16 protein-coding genes are annotated in these 21,370 nt (G+C 46.7%); all 16 read left to right on the forward strand.

Translation table 11 applies throughout. The features are described 5' to 3' along the window. On the forward strand, positions 1–864 hold the full coding sequence (locus tag EBB_RS09025) for an XrtA system polysaccharide deacetylase (protein ID WP_192393396.1): 864 nt from the start codon (positions 1–3) through the stop codon (positions 862–864). Positions 865–870: 6 nt separating this feature from the next. Next, positions 871–1,890 carry a FemAB family XrtA/PEP-CTERM system-associated protein gene (locus EBB_RS09030; protein ID WP_192393397.1) on the forward strand — a complete coding sequence of 340 codons (1,020 nt, stop codon included), beginning with the start codon at positions 871–873 and terminating at the stop codon, positions 1,888–1,890. Further along, a complete protein-coding gene (locus tag EBB_RS09035) occupies positions 1,890–3,095 on the forward strand; it encodes a TIGR03087 family PEP-CTERM/XrtA system glycosyltransferase (RefSeq protein ID WP_192393398.1) in 1,206 nt (401 codons plus the stop codon). The genes EBB_RS09030 and EBB_RS09035 overlap by 1 nt, the downstream gene beginning before the upstream one ends. Continuing rightward, positions 3,096–4,232 carry a TIGR03088 family PEP-CTERM/XrtA system glycosyltransferase gene (locus EBB_RS09040; protein WP_192393399.1) on the forward strand — a complete coding sequence of 379 codons (1,137 nt, stop codon included), beginning with the start codon at positions 3,096–3,098 and terminating at the stop codon, positions 4,230–4,232. Positions 4,233–4,252: 20 nt separating this feature from the next. Next, positions 4,253–6,136 carry an XrtA/PEP-CTERM system amidotransferase gene (locus EBB_RS09045; RefSeq protein ID WP_192393400.1) on the forward strand — a complete coding sequence of 628 codons (1,884 nt, stop codon included), beginning with the start codon at positions 4,253–4,255 and terminating at the stop codon, positions 6,134–6,136. A gap of 106 nt (positions 6,137–6,242) precedes the next feature. Continuing rightward, positions 6,243–7,031 carry a hypothetical protein gene (locus EBB_RS09050; protein ID WP_192393401.1) on the forward strand — a complete coding sequence of 263 codons (789 nt, stop codon included), beginning with the start codon at positions 6,243–6,245 and terminating at the stop codon, positions 7,029–7,031. Positions 7,032–7,034: 3 nt separating this feature from the next. Continuing rightward, positions 7,035–7,304, forward strand: coding sequence for an HPr-rel-A system PqqD family peptide chaperone (locus EBB_RS09055; RefSeq protein ID WP_192393402.1), 270 nt, complete (start codon positions 7,035–7,037; stop codon positions 7,302–7,304). A gap of 5 nt (positions 7,305–7,309) precedes the next feature. Beyond that, positions 7,310–8,215: an HprK-related kinase A gene (locus EBB_RS09060; protein ID WP_225587289.1), complete on the forward strand. Its 906-nt coding sequence runs from the start codon at positions 7,310–7,312 to the stop codon at positions 8,213–8,215. 8 nt (positions 8,216–8,223) lie between these two features. Then, on the forward strand, positions 8,224–9,303 hold the full coding sequence (locus tag EBB_RS09065) for a nucleotidyltransferase domain-containing protein (protein ID WP_225587290.1): 1,080 nt from the start codon (positions 8,224–8,226) through the stop codon (positions 9,301–9,303). 64 nt (positions 9,304–9,367) lie between these two features. Next, positions 9,368–10,585, forward strand: a complete 1,218-nt coding sequence (locus tag EBB_RS09070) for a TIGR04063 family PEP-CTERM/XrtA system glycosyltransferase (protein ID WP_192393403.1) — start codon at positions 9,368–9,370, stop codon at positions 10,583–10,585. A 79-nt stretch (positions 10,586–10,664) separates the two neighbouring features. Then, the gene (locus tag EBB_RS09075) at positions 10,665–11,780 is read left to right on the forward strand and encodes a glycosyltransferase (protein ID WP_225587291.1); all 1,116 of its coding nucleotides are present in this window, start codon (positions 10,665–10,667) and stop codon (positions 11,778–11,780) included. After that, the gene (locus EBB_RS09080) at positions 11,777–13,126 is read left to right on the forward strand and encodes a phenylacetate--CoA ligase family protein (RefSeq protein ID WP_192393405.1); all 1,350 of its coding nucleotides are present in this window, start codon (positions 11,777–11,779) and stop codon (positions 13,124–13,126) included. Before EBB_RS09075 ends, EBB_RS09080 begins: the two co-directional genes overlap by 4 nt. A 14-nt stretch (positions 13,127–13,140) precedes the next feature. Further along, positions 13,141–14,925 carry an asparagine synthetase B family protein gene (locus EBB_RS09085; RefSeq protein WP_225587292.1) on the forward strand — a complete coding sequence of 595 codons (1,785 nt, stop codon included), beginning with the start codon at positions 13,141–13,143 and terminating at the stop codon, positions 14,923–14,925. Positions 14,926–15,186: 261 nt separating this feature from the next. Next, a complete protein-coding gene (locus tag EBB_RS26440; RefSeq protein WP_192393406.1) occupies positions 15,187–15,657 on the forward strand; it encodes a pilin in 471 nt (156 codons plus the stop codon). A gap of 74 nt (positions 15,658–15,731) precedes the next feature. Next, positions 15,732–17,792, forward strand: a complete 2,061-nt coding sequence (locus tag EBB_RS09095; RefSeq protein WP_192393407.1) for a hypothetical protein — start codon at positions 15,732–15,734, stop codon at positions 17,790–17,792. 111 nt (positions 17,793–17,903) lie between these two features. Continuing rightward, on the forward strand, positions 17,904–21,350 hold the full coding sequence (locus EBB_RS09100; RefSeq protein ID WP_192393408.1) for an AAA family ATPase: 3,447 nt from the start codon (positions 17,904–17,906) through the stop codon (positions 21,348–21,350). The last annotated feature ends 20 nt before the right edge of the window (positions 21,351–21,370 follow it).

Raw genomic sequence — 21,370 nt, forward strand, 5'->3', positions numbered from 1 at the left:
ATGAATTTGCCTGTGCGGGTTAATGCCATGACTGTCGATGTCGAGGATTATTTTCAGGTCTCGGCTTTTGAGGCGAAGATTCAGCGTGACCAGTGGGATAGATTGCCGCACCGGGTAGAGCAGAACACCCAGAGAATTTTGGATTTGTTTGCTCAACATCAAGTAAAAGCTACGTTTTTTACCTTGGGCTGGGTGGCTGAGCGTTACCCTCAGTTGGTCAAGCGAATTGTCGATGAAGGGCATGAGCTCGCGTCGCACGGTTATCAACACACCCGAGTAACCGAGCAAACGCCGGAGCAGTTTCGGGAAGATATTAGAATTAGCCGGCAGATTCTCGAGGATATTGGTGGTCAGCCAATTGTGGGTTATCGTGCTGCCAGCTATTCTATAGGTGCAAAGAATCTCTGGGCGCTTGAGGTGTTGGAAGACGAGGGCTTTCAATACAGTTCTAGTATATATCCTGTAAAACACGATTTATACGGTATGCCGAGTGCCCCCCGCTTTGCTTATCGGCCGGATAACGCGCCTAAACTGTTGGAAATACCAATTACTACTTTGAACATACTGGATCGTAATATCCCCTGCGGTGGCGGCGGTTTTTTTCGATTATATCCGTATCAATTTTCGAAGTGGGCTTATCGTCACCTTAATAAACACGAAAACCAGTCAGGTATTTTTTATTTTCACCCATGGGAAATAGATCCAGAGCAACCGCGGCAGCATGACCTATCATTTAAAACCCGCTTCAGACATTATCTGAATCTGGGGCGAATGCAAAATCGGCTTAACAGCTTACTAACCGATTTTGCTTGGGATACCATGCGGAATGTGTTTCTAACCAAGCAAACTGACAAATCATCATAGTTAGTCATGATCAAATTACTTGAGCCAGCCCAAAGAGAGCGTTGGGATCACTATGTCATGGCGGCGGCCGATGGCAGTTTTTTTCATTTATCCGCTTGGCAGCAGGTGATAAAGCAGGCTTTTGGACACAACACATATTATTACTACACAGAGCAAGATGGCGAAATTACCGGTATTTTGCCCTTGACCCATGTCAATAGCTTGTTATTTGGCAATTCTTTGGTTTCAAACGCTTTTTGTGTTTATGGGGGAATTGTCGCGAGCAATGATGAAGCCTTCGTAGCGTTACAAAGCAAAGCGCAACAACTGGCTAGGGAATTGGGTGTGGATAGCCTGGAGATGAGAAATCGGCAACAGTATCACCCCGATTGGCCACATAAAGAACTCTATGTCACCTTTAGAAAAGAACTCGATCCAGACGTCGAAAAAAATCTAAATGCGATTCCACGCAAGCAGCGGGCAATGGTCCGGGCTGGCATCAAAGCCGGTCTTACCAGTGTCATCGACGATAATGTCGAACGTTTGTATCGCGCCTATTCCGAAAGTGTCCGGAATCTAGGCACCCCGGTATTTCCGAAAAAATATTTTCAAATTTTGCAAGCTGTATTCGGCGAGAGTTGCGAGGTGCTAACGATAGAGCACGAAGGTCAACTGGTTGCTAGTGTGATGAGTTTTTATTTCAAGGACGAGGTTTTGCCGTATTACGGCGGCGGCACCGATGCTGCCCGTGATTTGAAAGGCAACGATTTCATGTATTGGGAAGTGATGCGGCGCGCGGTGGAAAAAGGCTGTAAGATTTTCGATTACGGTCGCAGTAAAACCGGCACAGGCTCCTATCGCTTCAAAAAGCATTGGGGTTTCGAACCGGAACCGCTCTATTACGAGGTTGATCTGGTTAAAGCCAAACAAATACCTGAAATTAATCCGCTCAATCCTAAATACCGCTTGTTTATCGCCGCTTGGAAGCACTTGCCTTTGCCGGTTAGTCAGTTGGTCGGTCCTTGGCTTGCCAAGGACTTGGGCTAATGGAAAAGCCTAAATTACTTTATTTAGTCCATCGTATTCCTTATCCCCCTAACAAGGGCGATAAGATTCGTTCCTTTCATTTTTTGTTGGCGTTAGCGGCTGAATACCGGATATTTCTCGGTACCTTTATCGATGACCCGGATGATAAGCAGCATATCGACGCCTTAGATTCTTTCTGTGCAGATACTTGCTGTATCGAATTAAATCCCCAGAGCGGTAAAATTAAAAGTCTGACAGGTTTGCTGAGTGGAGAAGCCTTGAGTTTGCCCTATTACCGTAACCGCGGATTACAGGAATGGGTAGATAAGACCATCGAAGAACAGGGTATCGAGCGGGTAATGATCTTTTCGTCGCCAATGGCGCAATATGTTGAGAAATATACCAACTTGCATTGGGTAGCCGATTTTGTCGATGTTGATTCCGATAAATGGCGGCAATATGCGCTTAGCAAGCATTGGCCCGCAAGTTGGATCTATCGGCGAGAAGCCGAGAAATTGTTGAGCTATGAGCGCCGTATCGCCGGTAGGGCCGATGCGACAATATTAGTATCCGAACAAGAAGCAGGTTTGTTTAAAACTTTGGCGCCTGAATCGGCAAGCAAAATTGGTTTTGTAAACAACGGAGTGGATACGGATAAGTTCGATCCGGATTTGTCATGGCAAACGCCTTTCCCGGCCACCCAGCAGGCTATAGTTTTTACGGGGGCGATGGATTATTGGGCTAATGTCGATGCGGTCAAATGGTTTGCCGAGCAGGTTTTTCCTACTATTAAAAGCCGCTTGCCTGGCGTACATTTTTACATAGTGGGTTCCAAGCCTGCCAAAGAAGTGTTGCAACTGGCGGATAAAGACTCCGCCGTCATTGTGACCGGTCGGGTTGACGATGTGAGGCCCTATGTTGCTTACGCTGACGTTGTCGTCGCGCCCTTGCGAATTGCCAGAGGCATTCAAAACAAGGTGTTGGAAGCGATGGCGATGGCGAAGCCCATAGTGGCTACTTCGGCGGCTATGGAAGGTATACCCGGTGGAGCGGATTTGCAGGTGGCGATAACCGACGCTCCGGAAGACTTTGCCAGCCAAGTTTTACAGTTTTTGGACCAGCCGGTCGAATCGGCTAACGTCAATCGCCGCTATGTAGAAAGCGATTTCAGTTGGGAGCAAAACGGCCAACGCTTGTGCCGATTGATAGCGGGCGAGTCTGCATAAATGTCCAGACAGTTGCCGCCCTTAATCGTGCATATCATTTATCGGCTAGGCATTGGTGGTCTGGAGAACGGTCTGGTCAATATCATTAACAATTTGCCGGAATACAATTACCGGCACGCTATTATCTGTTTAGCGGATAGCACCGAATTCAGCCAACGTATCAAGCGGCAAGATGTGATTGTTCATCAGTTGCATAAGCGCCCAGGGCAGGATTGGGCATCGTTTTATACGGTCTATCGCTTGTTGAAACAATGGCAGCCGGCTATTGTGCATACCCGTAATTTAGCGGCTATCGAATATCAGGTTAGCGCGTTGTTTGCCGGCGTGCCTTATCGAGTTCATGGCGAGCATGGCTGGGATGTCTTCGATCCGGATGGCAGTAATGTCAGATATCAATGGTTAAGGCGGGGTTTAGGTTTAATCATCCATCGCTTCATTCCTTTGTCGCAGCATTTGCAGGATTATTTGCTGAATCGAGTTGGCATTCCTTCGGCTAAAATTACGCGCATCTGTAACGGCGTCGACACCAAAACATTTTACCCTCGTGTCGGAATTAGACAAATACCGGACGGTTGCTCGCTGAGTTTGGATGAAAAGCTGGTGATCGGTACGGTCGGACGCATGCACGGCGTGAAAGATCAATTGACTCTGGTTAGGGCGTTTATCGATGCTTGTCAAAAATCCCCGGAATTTGCCCAATTTACCCGCTTGTTTTTGATTGGTGACGGGCCTTTGCGAGCCGAAGCGCTTGAGTTATTGAGTGCCGCCAGCCTTACCGATAAAGCCTGGTTGCCCGGCGAACGTAACGACATTGCAGAAATCCTGCGTAGTCTGGATATTTTCGTATTGCCTTCTAAGGCGGAAGGCATTTCCAATACTATATTGGAAGCGATGGCTAGTGGTTTGCCGGTTATAGCGACTCGTGTCGGCGGTAACCCCGAGTTGGTGCTGGATGGCAAGACCGGATGCCTGGTAGAAAAAGAGGATGTAGCGGGCTTGTCATTCGCGATGCGTGATTTGGCGTTGGATGATAGCAAACGGCAGCAACTGGGCGAAGCTTCGCTGAGGCGGATTCAGGCGGAATTTTCAATCGATAGCATGGTGGATCGCTATCGGCAAGTTTATGACAAGCAGTAAATGATCCAGAGAGAACTCATATGTGCGGCATAGTCGGTATTTTCGATATTACAGGTGCTAGTGAAATAGACCGCAATTTGTTGTCGCGGATGAACGAATCCCAGTTCCACCGGGGGCCAGACGAAGGCGGTTTGCATACCGAGCCTGGTTTGGGTTTTGGTCACCGCAGACTGTCCATTATTGACTTGTCCAGCGGTCAGCAACCCATGCATAGTCAGGATGGCAATGTGGTGCTGACTTATAACGGTGAGGTCTACAATTTTCCTGAATTGCGAGAAGAGTTGGAGGCATTGGGCTTTAGCTTCAGGACGCATTGCGATACAGAAGTCATTCTCTATGCTTGGCAAGCGTGGGGCGAGTCGTGCGTGGAACGCTTGCGCGGCATGTTTGCCTTTGGGATTTGGGATAGGCCGCGGCAGACCTTATTTTTGGCCAGAGATCGTCTCGGCGTAAAGCCGCTGTTTTATGCCGAATTAAGTAACGGTCAGTTCATTTTTGGTTCCGAATTGAAAGCATTGAAACAACACCCTTTACTGCCAAAAAATGTTGACCCTACAGCGGTAGAAGACTATTTCGGCTTTGGTTACATTCCCGATCCAAAAACCATATATAAAGGTGTTTATAAGCTTGAGTCCGGATATTGTTTAACGATTAAACGAGGACAGAACGGCTTTCGGCCTAAACAATATTGGGATGTTAAATTTCAGACGGCTTCTGCGGGCAACCCAGCAGAAGCTGGTGAAGAGTTAATCCAGCGCTTGCGCGAGGCAGTGAAAATTAGAATGGTCGCTGATGTGCCATTGGGCGCATTTCTGTCTGGCGGCGTCGATTCCAGCGGTGTCGTGGCATTGATGGCGGGACTATCCAAAGATCCGGTCAATACTTGTTCGATTTCCTTCGGCGATCCTAAATTTAACGAAGCGCAATTCGCCGCCCAAGTTGCGGAGCGTTACCACACCGCACACCGAGTCGAACAAGTCGATCCCGAAGACTTTAGTTTGATTGATCAATTATCCGGTTTGTATGACGAGCCATACGCCGACAGTTCTGCGTTACCTACTTACCGAGTTTGCGAATTGGCCAAGAAACAGGTCACTGTGGTGTTATCTGGCGACGGCGGCGACGAGAATCTGGCTGGTTACAGGCGCTATCGCTGGCATACCTATGAAGAGAGGATGAGGGCATTATTGCCTGATGCGTTGCGGATGCCTTTGTTCTCGACCTTAGGCAAGGTATATCCGAAGCTGGATTGGGCGCCCAAGGTATTAAGGGCAAAAACAACTTTCGAGTCTATTGGTAGAGATTCGATGGCAGGTTATTTTCACAGCGTGTCGGTACTGTCCAACGGCATGCGCAGCCAATTATTTAGCGATAGTCTAAAAAGCGAGTTGCAGGGTTATGAGGCTATTGAGGTATTCCGTCGGTATAGCCAGCAAGCTCCGGATCATCCTCTGTCAATGGTGCAATATTTGGATTTGAAAACTTATTTGGCTGGAGATATTCTGACTAAGGTTGATCGGGCTAGTATGGCTCATGCTTTGGAAGTTCGGGTGCCGTTGTTGGATCATAAACTGGTGGAATGGATGGCGACCTTGCCTCCTGATTTAAAACTACATGGGCGAGAAGGTAAATATCTATTCAAGAAAGCATTGGAGCCTTATCTACCTAATGATATTCTTTATCGACCCAAAATGGGTTTTGCGGTGCCATTAAGTAACTGGTTTAGAGGGCCGTTAAAGGGGCGAGTGCAGCAGGCCTTGCTGGGGGAAACTCTGAAAAGCACAGGGTGGTTCGATGACGCTTATTTGCATCATTTGGTTACTCAGCATCAGTCCGGGCTGCGCGATTACAGTGCGTCGATTTGGTCTTTGCTGATGTTTGAAGCGTTTCTTCGAAATAGTTAAATGATCGACTTTCAAATTCTGGATCTGTACCTGTGTGCAATAGACAGATACAAGGTATTTTGCTAGAGTGCGAACCAATTCAAAGTTTAATTTAAGAGGGTTCCAGATGAACAGAATAGATGAACAGAAACGTACTGCAGAAGAATCCCAGAACGTTGGTAGATCACTTGATAAATCCAGAAGGTCTTTCGCGAAAGCTGGTGTGATTGCGCCAGTTTTAATGACACTCACAAGTAAGACCGCTTTAGGCAGTGTGTATCAATGTACTATCTCAGGAGTGCAATCAGGTAATGTGTCGAGTCATTCCGAGGATATGTCGGTTTGTAGGGCTGGACATACAGCGTTAGCCTGGAGTGGTAATGTCGATACCGTTGATGTAAATACTCAGTCTGGCACCCATCCAAATATCAACGACTGGATCACCGCGAGAATCAATCCTTTTTTGGTTAGTAAATCGTGGCCGAAAAACACCACAAACTATACTTACAAGTATTACAAATCTAATAGTTGGGTAAACGCTTCAACATCTGCCCAAATTAAGATGTGTCAACTGATAGTCAGTAATTTTCCTAAGACCGGCACTAATGTAGATAGCTCAGGAAAGACCACGGAAACGTATAGTGCAACTACTTTTTCATCCGTATTCGGTTCGGCGTCGGCTACGACCACGTTTTTTGAAACATTACTTTATAGTCCTAGTGTGGACATCCGCGGAGCCGCTAGTGTTGATTATCTAAACGCTAGTTTAGGGTTAATACCTGATGTAAGCGGCGAAGACATCAAAAAACTTTACCTTCTGGGAATTAATTCAGCAAACACTTTTTATGACGGGAGTTTGTTAGTTTCTAATTCTGAAGCGGCTAAGGAATTACTTAGAAGTCTGGTTCCTCTTTAATTTGTGGCTTGGACTCTTTCCTCAAGTTTTCCTATTCAGATAGCATTGCTTGATAAGCAGGCCATAGTTTTTCATCACGGTAGTGGAGAAACTCATTGTTTAGATGAGGAGGCGAGCTTAATATTATTGACAATTATGCATTCTCAAGCACCGATTAGTGAATCAACCTTGCTAGGTATGGCTGTTGATGCAGGCCTGCAGAGAGTTGATCCGCAATCTTTAGCGGGCATGTTAGGCGTGTTGCAGAGCATTCAAGTTGTTGAAAATATATAAATATTTTGAGCGAACCTAATTCCACTTCACCTTTGATAGCGTCTGGGCGGTTTGTTATCAGAATTGGCCCTTTTTCAATTAGAATCCATTCTGCTATACCGTCAGTTCAGCAGGGTATCCTTGAGCTTTACTCTGCCTATCCGATATTACTCCCAGATACTTTTTGCGACTTTTATGTCCGCTTAATTCAGCCTGCGGGCGTAAGGCGTTTCTTTCGCAAACAGGTGCTATTTGCCTTTGATCAATTTATTCCTTTCAAGCCTTTGCCTTATGCGCAGGCATTTCCATTCTTTGAATGGGGGTTGAACTGGTGTATATCCGGCTACTCACACCGGTTTCTAATTATTCACGCCGCTGTGGTGGAGCGAAACGGTAAAACATTAATTTTACCTGGCGCGCCGGGGTCAGGTAAGAGCACATTGTGTGCAGCATTAATCAACAACGGTTGGCGACTATTATCTGATGAATTAACTTTGGTGGATCGAGCAACCGGGTATGTTGTTCCAGTACCGCGTCCAGTTAGTTTGAAAAACGAATCTATATCGGTGATCGCGGATACTTTTCCATTTTGCCAATTCAGCCCTGTTGTTCACGATACTTTGAAAGGATCGGTTTGTCTGATGAAGCCGCCCTCCGAATCGGTGTCAAAAGCTGATCAAACCGCCCTACCATGCTTGGTTGTATTTCCGAAGTATCGAGCAGAATCGTCTTTGAGTTTATCTGCGGTGCCGAAGTCTGAGGCGTTCATGCGGCTGGCGGACCTTTCATTCAATTACAGTGTACTAGGTGCGCAGGGTTTTGAGACCTTGGCGGGCCTGGTAAACAGCTGTCAGGCGTATGATTTTATTTACGATGGCGATTTTAACCACGCGTCTGATTTATTTGTGCAATTATTGGATGATGTACGCTAGAGAGTCGCATGATGCCTGATTTGTTGAATGAATACTTGATGGTCAAGGCGAAGGATAGTATTGACTCGAATTCCGATTGGGAGCTGTTGTTAAGGCAAGCAAGGAGCGCCGGAGTATTGGCCAGACTGGCATTTTTCCGGAAAAAATTTCGATTGTTCAGCCCACCACAGCCTTTTTCTTATCATCTTGAATCAGCCGAGACTTATTGGCTGTCTCAAAAGCGCATCGTCAATTGGGAACTGCATAACCTGTTGCAGGTCTTTAAACTTTTGAATATTCGGTTGATTTTGTTGAAAGGCACCGCTTATTCAGCAGCCGGATTGAATGCTGGTTTGGGGCGCGTATTCAGCGATATTGATATACTGGTGCCGAAGACTCAGTTGAAACAGGTCAAAGATGCGTTGAAATGGCACGGATGGCTTCCTGAGCCGATGGATAATTACGATCAGCGCTATTACGAGCAGTGGATGCATGAATTGCCGCCGCTTAGGCATATCAAGCGTGGGACTTCGCTGGATATTCATCACAATATACTCCCGCAAACCTGCAATTTATATCCTGATGCCGAGTTGTTGCTAAAAGCGGCTGTTAAGATAACTGATACCGATTATTGGGTTTTGGCCCCTGAGGATATGGTTCTCCATAGTGCCAGCCATTTATTCTGGGGAGGAGAGTTTGAAAATGGTTTGCGCGATTTGAGCGACATAGATTTGCTCCTACGCGAATTTAGTGGCAACGATCCGAGTTTTTGGGAAAACCTGCATAATCGAGCAGAAATGTTGGGATTGGGTAAGCCCTTGTTTTACGCCCTCCGCTATGCCACTAAAATATTGGCAACGCCGGTTCCTGATAATGTCATTAAGGCTTCTAACATCTATGCGGGAGGCGGAAAAAACAGAGTTATGGACTATCTTTTCTCGCAAGCCCTAAAACCACACCATTGTAGCTGCGCGGACAGCCTGACCGGCTTTGCTCGTTGGCTGTTGTTTCTTCGCTCGCATTGGTTAAAAATGCCCTTGCATATACTAGTGCCGCATTTAATCAGAAAGGCTTGGTTTCGGCTGGCTGACAACACTAAAACAACATAAATCATGGCAATCATGTCGAACCCGGCAAGTTGCCAATAGGAACATTCCTTAACCCGTTCTTGACATGAAGATATTACACATATTGGATCACTCCATTCCTTTGCACAGCGGATACACCTTCCGTACTCGCGCGATTCTCGAGCAACAACGCAAACTGGGTTGGGAGACGTTTCATGTCACATCCGCCAAACATCAAGTCGCGGAAGCTCCCATTGAAACCGTTGATGGACTTACCTTTTATCGATCTGTTATCCCACAAGGTTTAGCGGCGAAATTGCCGGTTTTAAATCAATGGGCCATCGTACAGTCGTTGGCGGAACGGCTGGATGAAATTATTCCGCAGATCAAACCGGACATTCTGCACGCCCATTCGCCCGCGTTGAACGGGCTTGCGGCCTTAAAAGTAGCTAAAAAATATGGGTTGCCGTTGGTCTACGAATGCCGGGCATTTTGGGAAGATGCGGCCGTCGATCATGGCACCACCCATGAAGGTAGTTTACGTTACCGATTGACTAAGGCATTGGAAACACATGTTTTTAAGCATGCCGATGCGGTCACGACTATTTGCGAAGGTCTGCGCCGGGATATTATCGGCCGCGGAGTCGCAGCAGAGAAAATTACCGTGATTCCCAACGCCGTTGATATCGATAAATTTACCTACGGCGACGCCGCCGAGCCAAACTTGCAAGCAGAGTTAGGATTGAGCGGCAAAATTGTGCTCGGTTTTATCGGGTCTTTTTATGCTTATGAGGGGTTGTTGCTATTGCTGGATGCATTGCCGGCGATTATCCAGCAGCAGCCTGATGTGCGTTTATTGTTAGTGGGCGGTGGGCCGCAACAGCAACAAATCGTGCAGAAAATTGAGGCGCTGGGCTTGCAGGATTGGGTCATTCTGCCCGGCCGTGTTGCTCACGATCAAGTGCAGCGCTATTACAATCTGGTCGATATCTTTGTTTATCCGCGCTTGGCGATGCGCTTAACCGATTTGGTGACCCCTTTAAAACCTCTGGAAGCCATGGCGCAAGGTCGCTTATTGGTGGCCTCGGATGTCGGTGGGCATCATGAGTTAATTCGAGACAGGGAAACTGGCTATCTCTTCAAAGCTGGAGATAAGACAGCTTTGGCACAAACGGTGTTGGCGGCCCTCGATCAGCAAGATCAATGGGAGCAAGTGCGGCTAGCCGGTAGGCGCTATGTCGAAGAAGAGCGTAATTGGCAGCGCAGTGTCAGTCATTATCAGGCTGTTTACGGCAGGATAATGGCGGGTAACAATGGCAGATAACTCGCCAAGGCTGATTGTTTTCAGTTCTTTGTATCCCAGCCGTGTCAGACCTAACGCTGGCGTTTTTATTCGAGAGCGTATGTCCAAAGTAGCCGGGCTTTGTTCTTTAGTTGTCATTTCCCCGGTGCCCTGGTTCCCACTGCAAAGCCTGATTCAATGGTTTAAACCGAATTACCGGCCGCAACCGGATAAGTACGAAAATCAAGACGGTATTTCTGTCTATTTCCCGCGCTTTTTATCGATACCCGGAATCGGACGCTCTTGGGACGGCTTTTTTATGGCGTTGTGTAGTTTGGTGACTTGTCGACAATTAAAAAAGAGCTTCGCATTTAATTTGATCGATGCACACTTCGCATACCCTGACGGTTATGCGGCCACGTTACTCGGCAAATGGTTTAAGGTGCCGGTCACCATCACTTTACGCGGCACAGAAGTGCCATTGTCTAAAATTCCCAGTCGCCGCCAACGATTATTAAAAGCTCTCAATGATGCCGCCCGAGTATTTTCGGTATCGGATTCTTTAAAGCGGCACTTAGTGAATTTAGGCGCCGACGCTCAGAAAATCCAGGTGGTGGGCAACGGCATCGATACCGCAAAATTTTTTCCTATCGATAAAAAGCAGGCAAGGCAACATTGGCAAATTCCTGAAGACGCCCAGGTACTGATCTCGGTCGGCGGATTGGTCGATAGAAAAGGTTTTCACCGGGTGATCGAAGTTTTGCCTGCATTAATCGAAAAATACCCGCGATTGCTATACTTGATCGTCGGAGGCGCAAGTCCGGAAGGCGATATTCGCAGTCGCTTGGAGCAACAAGTTGAAACGCTGAATATTGGCCGGCATGTTCGTTTTCTTGGGGCTTTGCCTGCTGAACAATTGTACGGCCCATTATCGGCAGCTGATTTATTCGTCCTGGCAACGGCCAACGAGGGCTGGGCCAACGTGTTTTTGGAGGCTATGGCTTGCGGCTTGCCGGTGATTAGTACCGATGTTGGTGGCAATCGCGAGGTGGTTGCTAATGAAACATTGGGTACTATCGTGCCCTTTGGGGATGCTGACGCATTGTTACTGGCGCTTGATCATGCTTTGCAACGGCAGTGGGACCGGCAAGCTCTTGTAAATTATGCGGCTGATAACTCTTGGGATAAGCGGGTGGATATTTTGTTGGCAGAATTTAAAAAACTGGTGGAGTCATGAGCTTTTATACGTCTTTTTGTTCAACGGTAATCTTTCCGCTTCACGAAGCCTTAAAAAAGCACACTACCGTCAAAGTAAGGCGCGGCATGGAGCGCAGTCAGTGGCTAAAACCCGACGAGATTAGGCAGTTGCAGCTGCAAAATTTACGCGCATTTCTGCAAGATGTACAAGTGCATGTACCTTACTACAGGCAGTTGTTCGCCAACTTGAGGTTTGATCCGGCGAACCTTGATAGTGTGCAAAAATTAGCCGAGCTACCGTTGTTAAGTAAGCCGGAAATCAGGCAGCATCTTGATGAAATGAAAGCGGACGATGCCCAAAGACTCGCGCGTTTCAACACTGGCGGTTCCAGTGGAGAACCATTGATTTTTTACATCGGTAGCCGCCGAGTTAGTCATGATGTCGCGGCAAAGTGGCGGGCTACCCGTTGGTGGGGTGTCGATATAGGTGACCCGGAAGCAGTAATTTGGGGGTCTCCAATCGAACTAGGTGCGCAGGATAAAATTCGCTTGTTACGCGATAAATTGTTGCGTACGCATCTGATTCCGGCGTTCGAAATGTCGTCGGAGAAGTTGGACGGCTTTATTCGACAAATCCAGCAGATTCGTCCGAAAATGTTATTTGGTTATCCTTCCGCGTTGGCCCATATTGCCAGTCATGCTGAGAAGAGGGGCGTGGCATTGAATAACTTGGGGATTAAAGTGGCTTTCGTGACATCGGAACGGCTTTACGATCACCAGCGGACAAAAATAGAAAGCGTGTTTGCTTGTCCGGTCGCGAATGGTTACGGCGGGCGTGATGCCGGTTTTATTGCCCATCAGTGTCCCGGAGGCAGTATGCATATTACCGCTGAGGACATTGTCGTCGAGATTGTTGACAAACAAGGTCAGCCTTTACCTAACGGAGAGCTCGGTGAAATCGTGGTTACGCATATGGCGACCAGAGATTTTCCGTTTATTCGGTATCGTACCGGCGATATGGGAATATTGTCGGATAAAGTCTGTTCTTGTGGGCGCGGACTACCAGTGCTGGAGGAGATTCAAGGTCGAACCACCGATTTTGTAGTTGCTCAGGATGGAACGGTATTGCACGGCTTGGCATTGATTTATGTCTTGCGAGATTTAGAAGGCGTTGATTCCTTTAAAATCACCCAATACAGTTTGGATAAAACTACTGTGCAAATTGTTAAAACCCTGAAATATCAAGCGGCTTACGAACAAAAAATCGTCGACGAATTTAAAAAACGTTTAGGACCAGCAGTTACCATCAATATCGAATACACCGATTACATTCCCAAGGAACGTTCAGGAAAGTTCCGTTATGTGATCAGTCACGTCAAGGCATAACTATATCGATCACTATGACAAAATTTGCAGGATGGATGGGGAGCGGTCTCCAGAAAGATGAATCTATCGCTTTGCTCGGGCAAATGACGGCGGCAGATTCGATATTTAATGTTCAGCATGGTCAGAACTACGCTTTTTCAACCGCCGCGACCGATATGACGAACAGCAATGGGGTATTGTTGCTTGCCCCGCAGTCCGGTTCGCGACTAGGTCGCTCACAGAGTTTGTGGGATGCCTATTTAAGTCGCGGTGTCGATTTTTTAGACGGTTTCCCGGAAGCTGATACCTTGTTGCTTATCGATACCAATCAGCAGCTGCTGATGTTGGCTACCGATCCGATTGGTCTCAGTAATATCTATTACGCAGAAATTGCCGGTGGCCTAATATTTGGCTCAAGTGCTGATTTTGTAGTGCGTCATCCTCAGGTCAGTAACGACATTGCGCCGCAAGCGGTATTTGATTACATCTATCTCAACCATTGTCCCAGCCCTACAACGATATATCGGCAAGTTAAAAAGCTGGAAGGTGGGCAGTGCTTGGTTTATCACAATGGACGAATCAGCTTAAAACGCTATTGGCTACCGGTATTTCGTGAGCAATCCTGTGATTTGCAGCAAGCCGGCCTGGAATTGCAGCAGCAGTTGATCGAAGCGGTTAGAAGTATGGCCGATAGCGAGGACAATACCGGTGCGTTTCTGAGTGGCGGGCTGGATAGTTCCAGTGTGGCGGGGGCCTTGGCAAAGGTATTTCCAGGCAAGGCGAAAACCTTTTCCATGGGTTTTGACGCCGATGGCTATGATGAAATCGAGTACGCCAATATTGCAGTGCAACGTTTCAACGCGCGGCAACACCAGTACTACGTCACTCCCGAGGATACCGTTAATGCCGTGCCGGCAATAGCGGCTTACTATGATGAGCCGTTTGGGAATGCGTCGGCTTTGGCTGCGTATTATTGCGCCAAGTTGGCGAAGGATCACGGTGTTGACCGTTTGCTCGCTGGGGATGGTGGGGACGAGATTTTTGCTGGTAACGAGCGCTATGCCAAGCAAATGTTATTCGAGAGTTATCATCGCCTGCCAAAATTCCTCAGTGCTGGCCTTGAGGCAACATTAAATGCCTTACCGGATGTAATAGCCAAACAGAAACTACCGTTTAAGGCAAAACGCTATATCGATCAGGCGAACGCAGCGATGCCGGACCGCCTCCAGGATTACAATTTTTTGCATCGGCATGCTGCAGCAGATATTTTTCAAGCTGATTTTTTAGCGGAAATTGATACTTCTGCGCCCTTACGCCAGTTTAGGGAAGACTATTGGCGGCCGGAGTCCGCTAGTACCTTGAACCGTATGCTGTATCTGGATTGGAAAAATACGCTCCACGATAACGATTTGGTCAAAGTCAACAGAATGTGCGAAATGGCAGGTGTTGAAGTTTGCTACCCCTTATTGGATCGACGTATTCTCGACTTATCTTGCCGAATTCCCTCAAATGACAAGTTGCGAGGACAAAAACTGCGTTGGTTTTACAAACAGGCTATGACGGGTTTCCTCCCGGAGCGGATTATCAATAAGCCCAAGCACGGCTTTGGGTTGCCTTTCGGCGTTTGGCTGAAGGATCATCAGCCGCTTAAGCAACTGGCTTATGGCGCAATAAACGATTTGAAGCGGCGCGAGTTTTTTAAACCGGACTTTTTGGATCATGCTATCGAGATGCATCAAAGCGTGCATGCTGCCTATTACGGTGATTTAGTATGGATGTTGATGATGCTGGAGCTTTGGTTTGCCGGTAAGAGTTTGTAGTCAACCAAGCCCCGAGTTATTTAGCGATTTATAGGGAGTGACAAAAAACGTCAGTTATGAACAAAAACTACTTTTTTGACAAGGTTGTGGCTACAGGAATATTGCCTTTTTTTATTTGTAAGGGCGTTGTGTAAGGCTTTGAAATGTATGTGGAATAGGCTTAATTTTATCGTTTTATTCTGTTCGGAAGATAATTGGCATGCTAATTGTTAACAAGTTTGAGAGTTTTAAGTTCCGTTCATCATAAAAAAGAAGGTGGTTATGAATAAGCAAATGCAAAAAGTACAACAAGGTTTTACCTTGATCGAGTTAATGATCGTGGTCGCCATTATCGGTATCCTGGCAGCCATCGCGATTCCGGCTTATCAAGATTACACCGTTAAATCTAAAATCTCGGAAGGACCAAGCTTAGCTTCACCAGCATTTACTGCTGCCGGTGTGTCTTGTAGTGAGCAAACCCTAGGTTCAGGTACTAATACGAGTAGTAACTTTAATTTGCCGGCAGCTGCTCTTATTTGGGGGAAATATGTTAAATCAGTCGCCCTTACATCAGGCTCTACTAGTAGTGCGACCGTAACAATTACTTATAGAACTATTGGTCAAGCGGTTACCCCCGGGACTGACAATATTCTTGAGTACGATGGAGCATGTACAAGTGGTGCGGGCATGAGATGGACTATAAACGGCGGCGTGACAAACACTGTCCAAACTAAATATCACCCTAAAACCTAACTGATTCGTTTCGAACTTAATGAAAGGGGCTGCGAAGCCCCTTTTTTTATGGCATTGCTTAAATTGGAAAAGATATGGCTAAGGTTAATAGATTTACCGGATCAAAAGCTATAAATTCTGGTGTGCTGGCACTGCTGTTAACGGTAGTGATAGTAAGCGTATACCTTGCCGGAAAATCAGGTCCTTTTCTGGCTGACGACTATCCGAATATCATTGATAACCAAGGCGTTGCTTTGCAGGGATTGAGCGCAAAAGAACTAGCTGCTGCTTGGAGCGGGAATACCAGTGGACCTTTCAAGCGCCCTTTAGCCAGTCTAACTTTTGCGCTAAATTATTTTTACGCTGGACAGCAATTTGACCCAGTCCCATTCAAGTTGGCCAATATTGGGATCCACGTCATCAATAGCTTTTTAGTTTTCTTGCTAAGTTGCCAACTGTTTCAGATTGCCTCACCTAATTCTCCTGTTAGAAAACTAGCTTTCCTTTCCGCTCTAATTTGGGCGGTGCATCCGTTACAACTGACTTCTGTGCTGTATGTCGTCCAGCGTATGAACAGCATGGCCTGCATGTTTATGCTGAGCGGATTTTTAGTGTTTTTAAAAGGTAGGTTGCAGCTAGAAAAGCCTGCTGGCCTTCCGTTTATGGTGCTGGGCTGTGTGCTTGGTACGGGCTTAGGGCTTTTATCCAAGGAAAATGCATTGCTTTTGCCGCTATTGATTTTTGTCAGTGAAGTAACCTTGTTACCGCCGATCCCAATAGCGTCCCGCTTTAAAGTGTACAGCTATTACCTTGTCACCGTCATATTGCCGGTATTGTTTGGCTTGGCGTACTTGCTGACTCATCCGGAATATGTGCTGGGCGGTTATTTGACGCGCGAATTTACGCTGGCAGAGCGTTTAATGTCCGAAGCCAGAATACTGTTTTACTATCTGGGGCTGCTGTTCTATCCGGATAATACCCAGCTAAGTTTGGCGCACGATGATTTTGTTTTGAGCAAGGGCCTGTTTCAGCCTATTGGTACTGTGCTGTCGATTACCGGTATTGTAGTGTTGATAGTGGTAGCGATTTATAACACTTGTCAAAACAAAACTCGTTTTTTGAATTTTGCGGTTCTTTGGTTTTTTGTCGGACACGCTATGGAGTCCACTATATTTTCTTTGGAATTGATATACGAACATCGTAATTATTTGCCCAGTATCGGAATTGTTTTAGCGCTAGTGGCTTTGTTGTACGAGCTACTAACGAAGCAAATCAGCAGTGGGCTACTCAATGGATTGTATGCCTGTATCATTGGCAGCTTGGCTTTGGCTACGCATACCCGTGCCGCAATCTGGTCAAATCTCGACAGTTTTAGTTACTTTGAGGTGCGTAATCATCCCGGCTCCGTGCGGGCCAATAGCGCTTATGCCAACAATCTCGAACTCAAACGCGGTCCCAACGCAGAAACCTATCAGTATTATCTGACAGCCTCCAAACTAAACGTTTTTGAAGTGTCAACCTTGATTGAAATGTTCATGGAACTCAACAGATTGATAAATTTTCAAGGTGTAGCTAAAAATCAAAAATACGCTGCGTTACCTATGCGATACGATGAGCCCTTGGTGCTTGATGTTAAGTATATGGAAGCGTTGAGAGATTTGGTGCACAAGGAAGTTCTGCATAGAATATCGGATAAGTCTCATCCGTTGCGTACCATGGATTCGATACGGACTGCTGCTACTTGTTTGATCAATGGCGATTATGAATGCAAAACGATTGCAGTAAATGTTTTGGAATGGTCAGACGCGGCGTTGATGCAGCCAAACTTCACCGATAAACCGATGATGCATCTTATCAAAGCAAAGGTCTATTTCACTCAAGGGCAAACAGAAAGCACATTTGAGGAAATGGATAGAGCTATTGCGCTGGATCCAAATAGAATGTATTTCCGCGCCGAAAAAGCCTACTTGTTTATCGAGTTAAACGAATACGACAAAGCGGAGGATGTAATCCGTGAAGCTGAATTGCTGGGTGTGGCAAATGGTTTTGATGCGAAGGAATTTCAAAAACTCAGAGATGCGATTGTTTATAAAAAAGCTATCGCCCAGACTACAAAAGCCATAATTTCGCCCTCCGATATTATTCAGCATCCCTAGTTCAAATTCACTAAAATACCCGCATAGATTTTCAATCTGGTTTGCTAGGATTAGCTTAATGCTATTCGAGTTTGAGCAAATTGCCACCAACAGCCCTTAAAGCCTGGGATTATGCGGATACTCAATATAGTCTTCAAAAATATCAATTCATTGGAAGGCGAAGGCCGAGTCGATTTCGACCAAGGACCTATCGCCGACAGCGGTGTGTTTGCGATCACTGGCCCCAACGGCTCAGGCAAAACCAGTATCCTCGATGTCATCACGCTCGGTCTATACGGAGAAACTTTTCGTTTCGACAAGCCCGCCGAACATGTAATCACCAAACAGGCACACGATAGCTTCGCACAAGTTGAATTTGCTTTGGATGGGGAGAGGTTTCGTTCCTCATGGCAGGTAAAACGGCCTGCTGATGCTAATCAAGATCAGGTCTTACAGCCGGAAATGAGCTTGACTAAGCTAAATGATGATTCGGAGTTACTCGCCAGGACACCAAATACAGTACGGACCAAAATTGCCGAGTTGACGGGCATGGACTTTCATAAATTCAGCAAATCCATGGTCTTGCCGCAGGGCGACTTTGCGGCTTTTCTAAATGCGCTGGATAGCGAGCGCATGGACATTCTCGAAAAAATCAGCGGTACCCACATCTATGTTGAGTATCGGCAACGGACCGAAGATAACTTTCATACATCGCTCAATCGTTTAACCCAGCTACAGCAGGATATCGATCTGATTCCTTTACTCAGTCCGGAAGCCTTGCAAGCCGGCGAGCAAGACTTACAGGATTTCAAGGACCAAGTTGCGGAGTTAAAAAACCAACAAAAACAGTTGCAACAGCAACTACTGACAATTGAAAACATTCATTCGCTAGAAGGGCGCCAAAGACAACTTCTAGAACAGTCAAAGAAAGTTGAAGCGCAAATTAAGCTATTACAAGACGATTTACAGAAAATTGCCGATTGTCAGCAAGCGACGCAGTTTCGCGAAGAAGTAATTTTATTGGATGGTAAGCAGGGACAGATTGTTCAAAGTCAGGCTACCTTGGATGCTTATCGACAGGAGTTGCATGCTCTACAGCGCCAACTTGGTGAAGATGTCAGTAATGCAATCGTACCAAGCCTGAACGGTAAAAGCATAGAGGAGCAAAAACAGGCTATTGATGCGCTGAAATTGAAAGTGGGTGATCTGAAGCTGGAGTTGCCGCGTGAAGCGGAACTGGTGCAGACGCTGCAACAGCAATTGGATGAGAGAAAGGCCAGTCTTGCGGAAATAGACGGCTGGTTACAAGATCATCAGGTGGATGCTAGTTTGCAGTCTGACTTTCCCGATGTCGTACAGTTACGTAATCTCCGGACAGAATTGGCGGAACTGGCCGGTAAGCAGAAGACACAAGCCAATTGGACTAAAAACACGACAGCGGCGCTGAAAAAAAACCAAAAAGCTTTGCGCGATACGAAAACGGCGGTTGCCGATTTGAATGAGCGTATTGAAGCTGCACGCAAAACCCTGCTGGAGTTGGCGCAAGGTAAAAGTTTCGAGGAGTTGAAGGAATTACTGGTAGACCAGCAAACACGGGTGAATGATTTTCGGGAGCTGCACTCGCTGGCTGCGGTTAACGCCAAATTTACCAAAAAAAGTTTTTTTAGTTGGTTCTCGCGCAATAAAGCGCCGGAGCTGCCCGATGAAGTGAGCTTGCAAGCCAAATTGGATGCGCTGCGAGACGAGATGGATCGTGAAGAGAATATCGGCAAAGCGCTGGAGCAAGCGGTACTTAATGAGGCATTGCTGAAAAAATTTAGCAGTGATCGCGGCAAGTTGGTTGATGGTAAGCCGTGTTATTTATGTGGCTCCTTAGATCACCCCTATGTCTCTAAACCGCCAATCCAAACCAACTCTAAAAAAGCCTTAGTCGATCAGCGCGGCAAGATGCAGGCTTTAAAAGCGGCTATCGATAGTGTCTCCGGTCAGTTGGCAGTGGCAAAAAAGCAAGGTACACAATTGTCGGCACGGCAGCAAAGATTGCAGCAAATGCGCTCGCAATGGTTGGTTTTGAGCAACCGTTTAAATGTCGTCAGTGCAGAGTTGGATATCAATAATTTGTCTTTGCAAAAACGTTTGTGGGACGAAGAAGCCCAGGAGTTGGAGAAAATCAAAAACCTGGTCAATGATCACGCGCAATTGCAGCGTAATGTGGCTAAGTGGACGGCCGAGGTAGAAGCCAAGCAGGCTTTGGTGGAAAAATTAACGGCGTCGGTGGAGCAGCTTGATGCGACCTGGCGTAATCGGCCGCAGGAATATATCGAATCGGAACAGCTTTTCGCTAGTCGTACGGCGGAACAAAAGGCGCTTGTCGATAAACTGGAAAAACAGTTGGCTTTATTGGGTGAGAAACTCCCTGGAAAAGGCAAAGAAAATATAGTCTTCGATAAGCTTAATAGCCGGCGCCAGGATTACCAAATCCGCGAGTTACGTCAGAAAGGCTTGCTTGAGGAAATTGCTAGCTTGCAAGAGAGACTGCACGCCAGTCAGGTAAAAATAGCCAGTTATCAGGAGCAGATGGTAGATGCTTTGACTAGCTTGCAAACGGAAGAATCGCTGGGTTTGCATCTGCTTATCTTGGAGAAGCAAAAACTCATCGTCGAACTGGAACGGCAAATAGCCACCCAGCAACTCGAACTAGATGCGATGCGGCGAGTGCTGGTTAATAAAATTGCGGGCGGCGTTTTTGCTGATGTCGATAGTTTGCGGTCGGCTTTAGAGCTGATTGATAGACAGGCGGAAATTGAACAAAAGCTGGAACAGCAAAATACGCAATTGGCCGCAATCGGCGAAGAATTGGCTAAACTGTCAGCCGATTTACAAAATGAATTGGCGGTTATGCCGTCCCATTTAAACGAAGCCGATCTTTTGCGAATGCAGCGTCAGCTATCCCAAAAAATCGATATTGCCGAACAAGAAGTGGCTACGTTGGAAATTAAGCTGAATAAACAGTCAGCTTATCAAGAAAAACATCAGAGCCTTCAGGCGCTTTTGGCTGAGCAAAGGGTGATACACGCGCTAGCCGAAGCGGAATTGAAATTGATTAATGACGAGCAGGGCGGTTTCCGGCGGCGTATTCAACAGGTGTTGGTGGATAATTTGTTGTCGCAAGCCAACCGGATTTTGGAAAAACTAAGCGGACGTTACTATATTCGCAGTTTGGCCAGTGATAATGGTTTGGCGCTAGAGGTTGAAGATACCAAACAAAAATATCTACGGCGATTGCCGAAAACCTTGTCTGGTGGCGAGAGCTTTGTGGTGAGTTTGGCCTTGGCTTTGGCGCTAACCGAGATTGCCAACAACGGTAGGGCGATCGATTCGCTGTTTCTGGATGAGGGCTTTGGCAATTTAGATGCGGAAGCGCTGTATCTGGCAATGAGTGCTTTAGAAGGTTTGAAGACTCAAGGGAAAACGGTCGGTGTAATTTCCCACGTCGAAGGGGTAAAAAAGCGCATTAAAACGCAGATTGAATTGGTAAAAAAAGCCAACGGCATGAGCGAGCTGAAGATGGTTGCGTGATATGACGGTGGAGTGGGTGA

This window comes from Methylomonas fluvii, from assembly GCF_014850975.1.
GTDB lineage: Bacteria > Pseudomonadota > Gammaproteobacteria > Methylococcales > Methylomonadaceae > Methylomonas > Methylomonas fluvii.

What these genes read in the sequence shown, in the direction of transcription:
- EBB_RS09025 (WP_192393396.1), top strand. Translation starts at nt 1, where the DNA reads ATGAATTTGCCTGTGCGGGTTAATGCCATGACTGTCGATGTCGAGGAT.
- EBB_RS09030 (WP_192393397.1), top strand. Translation starts at nt 871, where the DNA reads ATGATCAAATTACTTGAGCCAGCCCAAAGAGAGCGTTGGGATCACTAT.
- EBB_RS09035 (WP_192393398.1), top strand. Translation starts at nt 1,890, where the DNA reads ATGGAAAAGCCTAAATTACTTTATTTAGTCCATCGTATTCCTTATCCC.
- EBB_RS09040 (WP_192393399.1), top strand. Translation starts at nt 3,096, where the DNA reads ATGTCCAGACAGTTGCCGCCCTTAATCGTGCATATCATTTATCGGCTA.
- EBB_RS09045 (WP_192393400.1), top strand. Translation starts at nt 4,253, where the DNA reads ATGTGCGGCATAGTCGGTATTTTCGATATTACAGGTGCTAGTGAAATA.
- EBB_RS09050 (WP_192393401.1), top strand. Translation starts at nt 6,243, where the DNA reads ATGAACAGAATAGATGAACAGAAACGTACTGCAGAAGAATCCCAGAAC.
- EBB_RS09065 (WP_225587290.1), top strand. Translation starts at nt 8,224, where the DNA reads ATGATGCCTGATTTGTTGAATGAATACTTGATGGTCAAGGCGAAGGAT.
- EBB_RS09070 (WP_192393403.1), top strand. Translation starts at nt 9,368, where the DNA reads ATGAAGATATTACACATATTGGATCACTCCATTCCTTTGCACAGCGGA.
- EBB_RS09075 (WP_225587291.1), top strand. Translation starts at nt 10,665, where the DNA reads ATGTCCAAAGTAGCCGGGCTTTGTTCTTTAGTTGTCATTTCCCCGGTG.
- EBB_RS09080 (WP_192393405.1), top strand. Translation starts at nt 11,777, where the DNA reads ATGAGCTTTTATACGTCTTTTTGTTCAACGGTAATCTTTCCGCTTCAC.
- EBB_RS09085 (WP_225587292.1), top strand. Translation starts at nt 13,141, where the DNA reads ATGACAAAATTTGCAGGATGGATGGGGAGCGGTCTCCAGAAAGATGAA.
- EBB_RS26440 (WP_192393406.1), top strand. Translation starts at nt 15,187, where the DNA reads ATGAATAAGCAAATGCAAAAAGTACAACAAGGTTTTACCTTGATCGAG.
- EBB_RS09095 (WP_192393407.1), top strand. Translation starts at nt 15,732, where the DNA reads ATGGCTAAGGTTAATAGATTTACCGGATCAAAAGCTATAAATTCTGGT.
- EBB_RS09100 (WP_192393408.1), top strand. Translation starts at nt 17,904, where the DNA reads ATGCGGATACTCAATATAGTCTTCAAAAATATCAATTCATTGGAAGGC.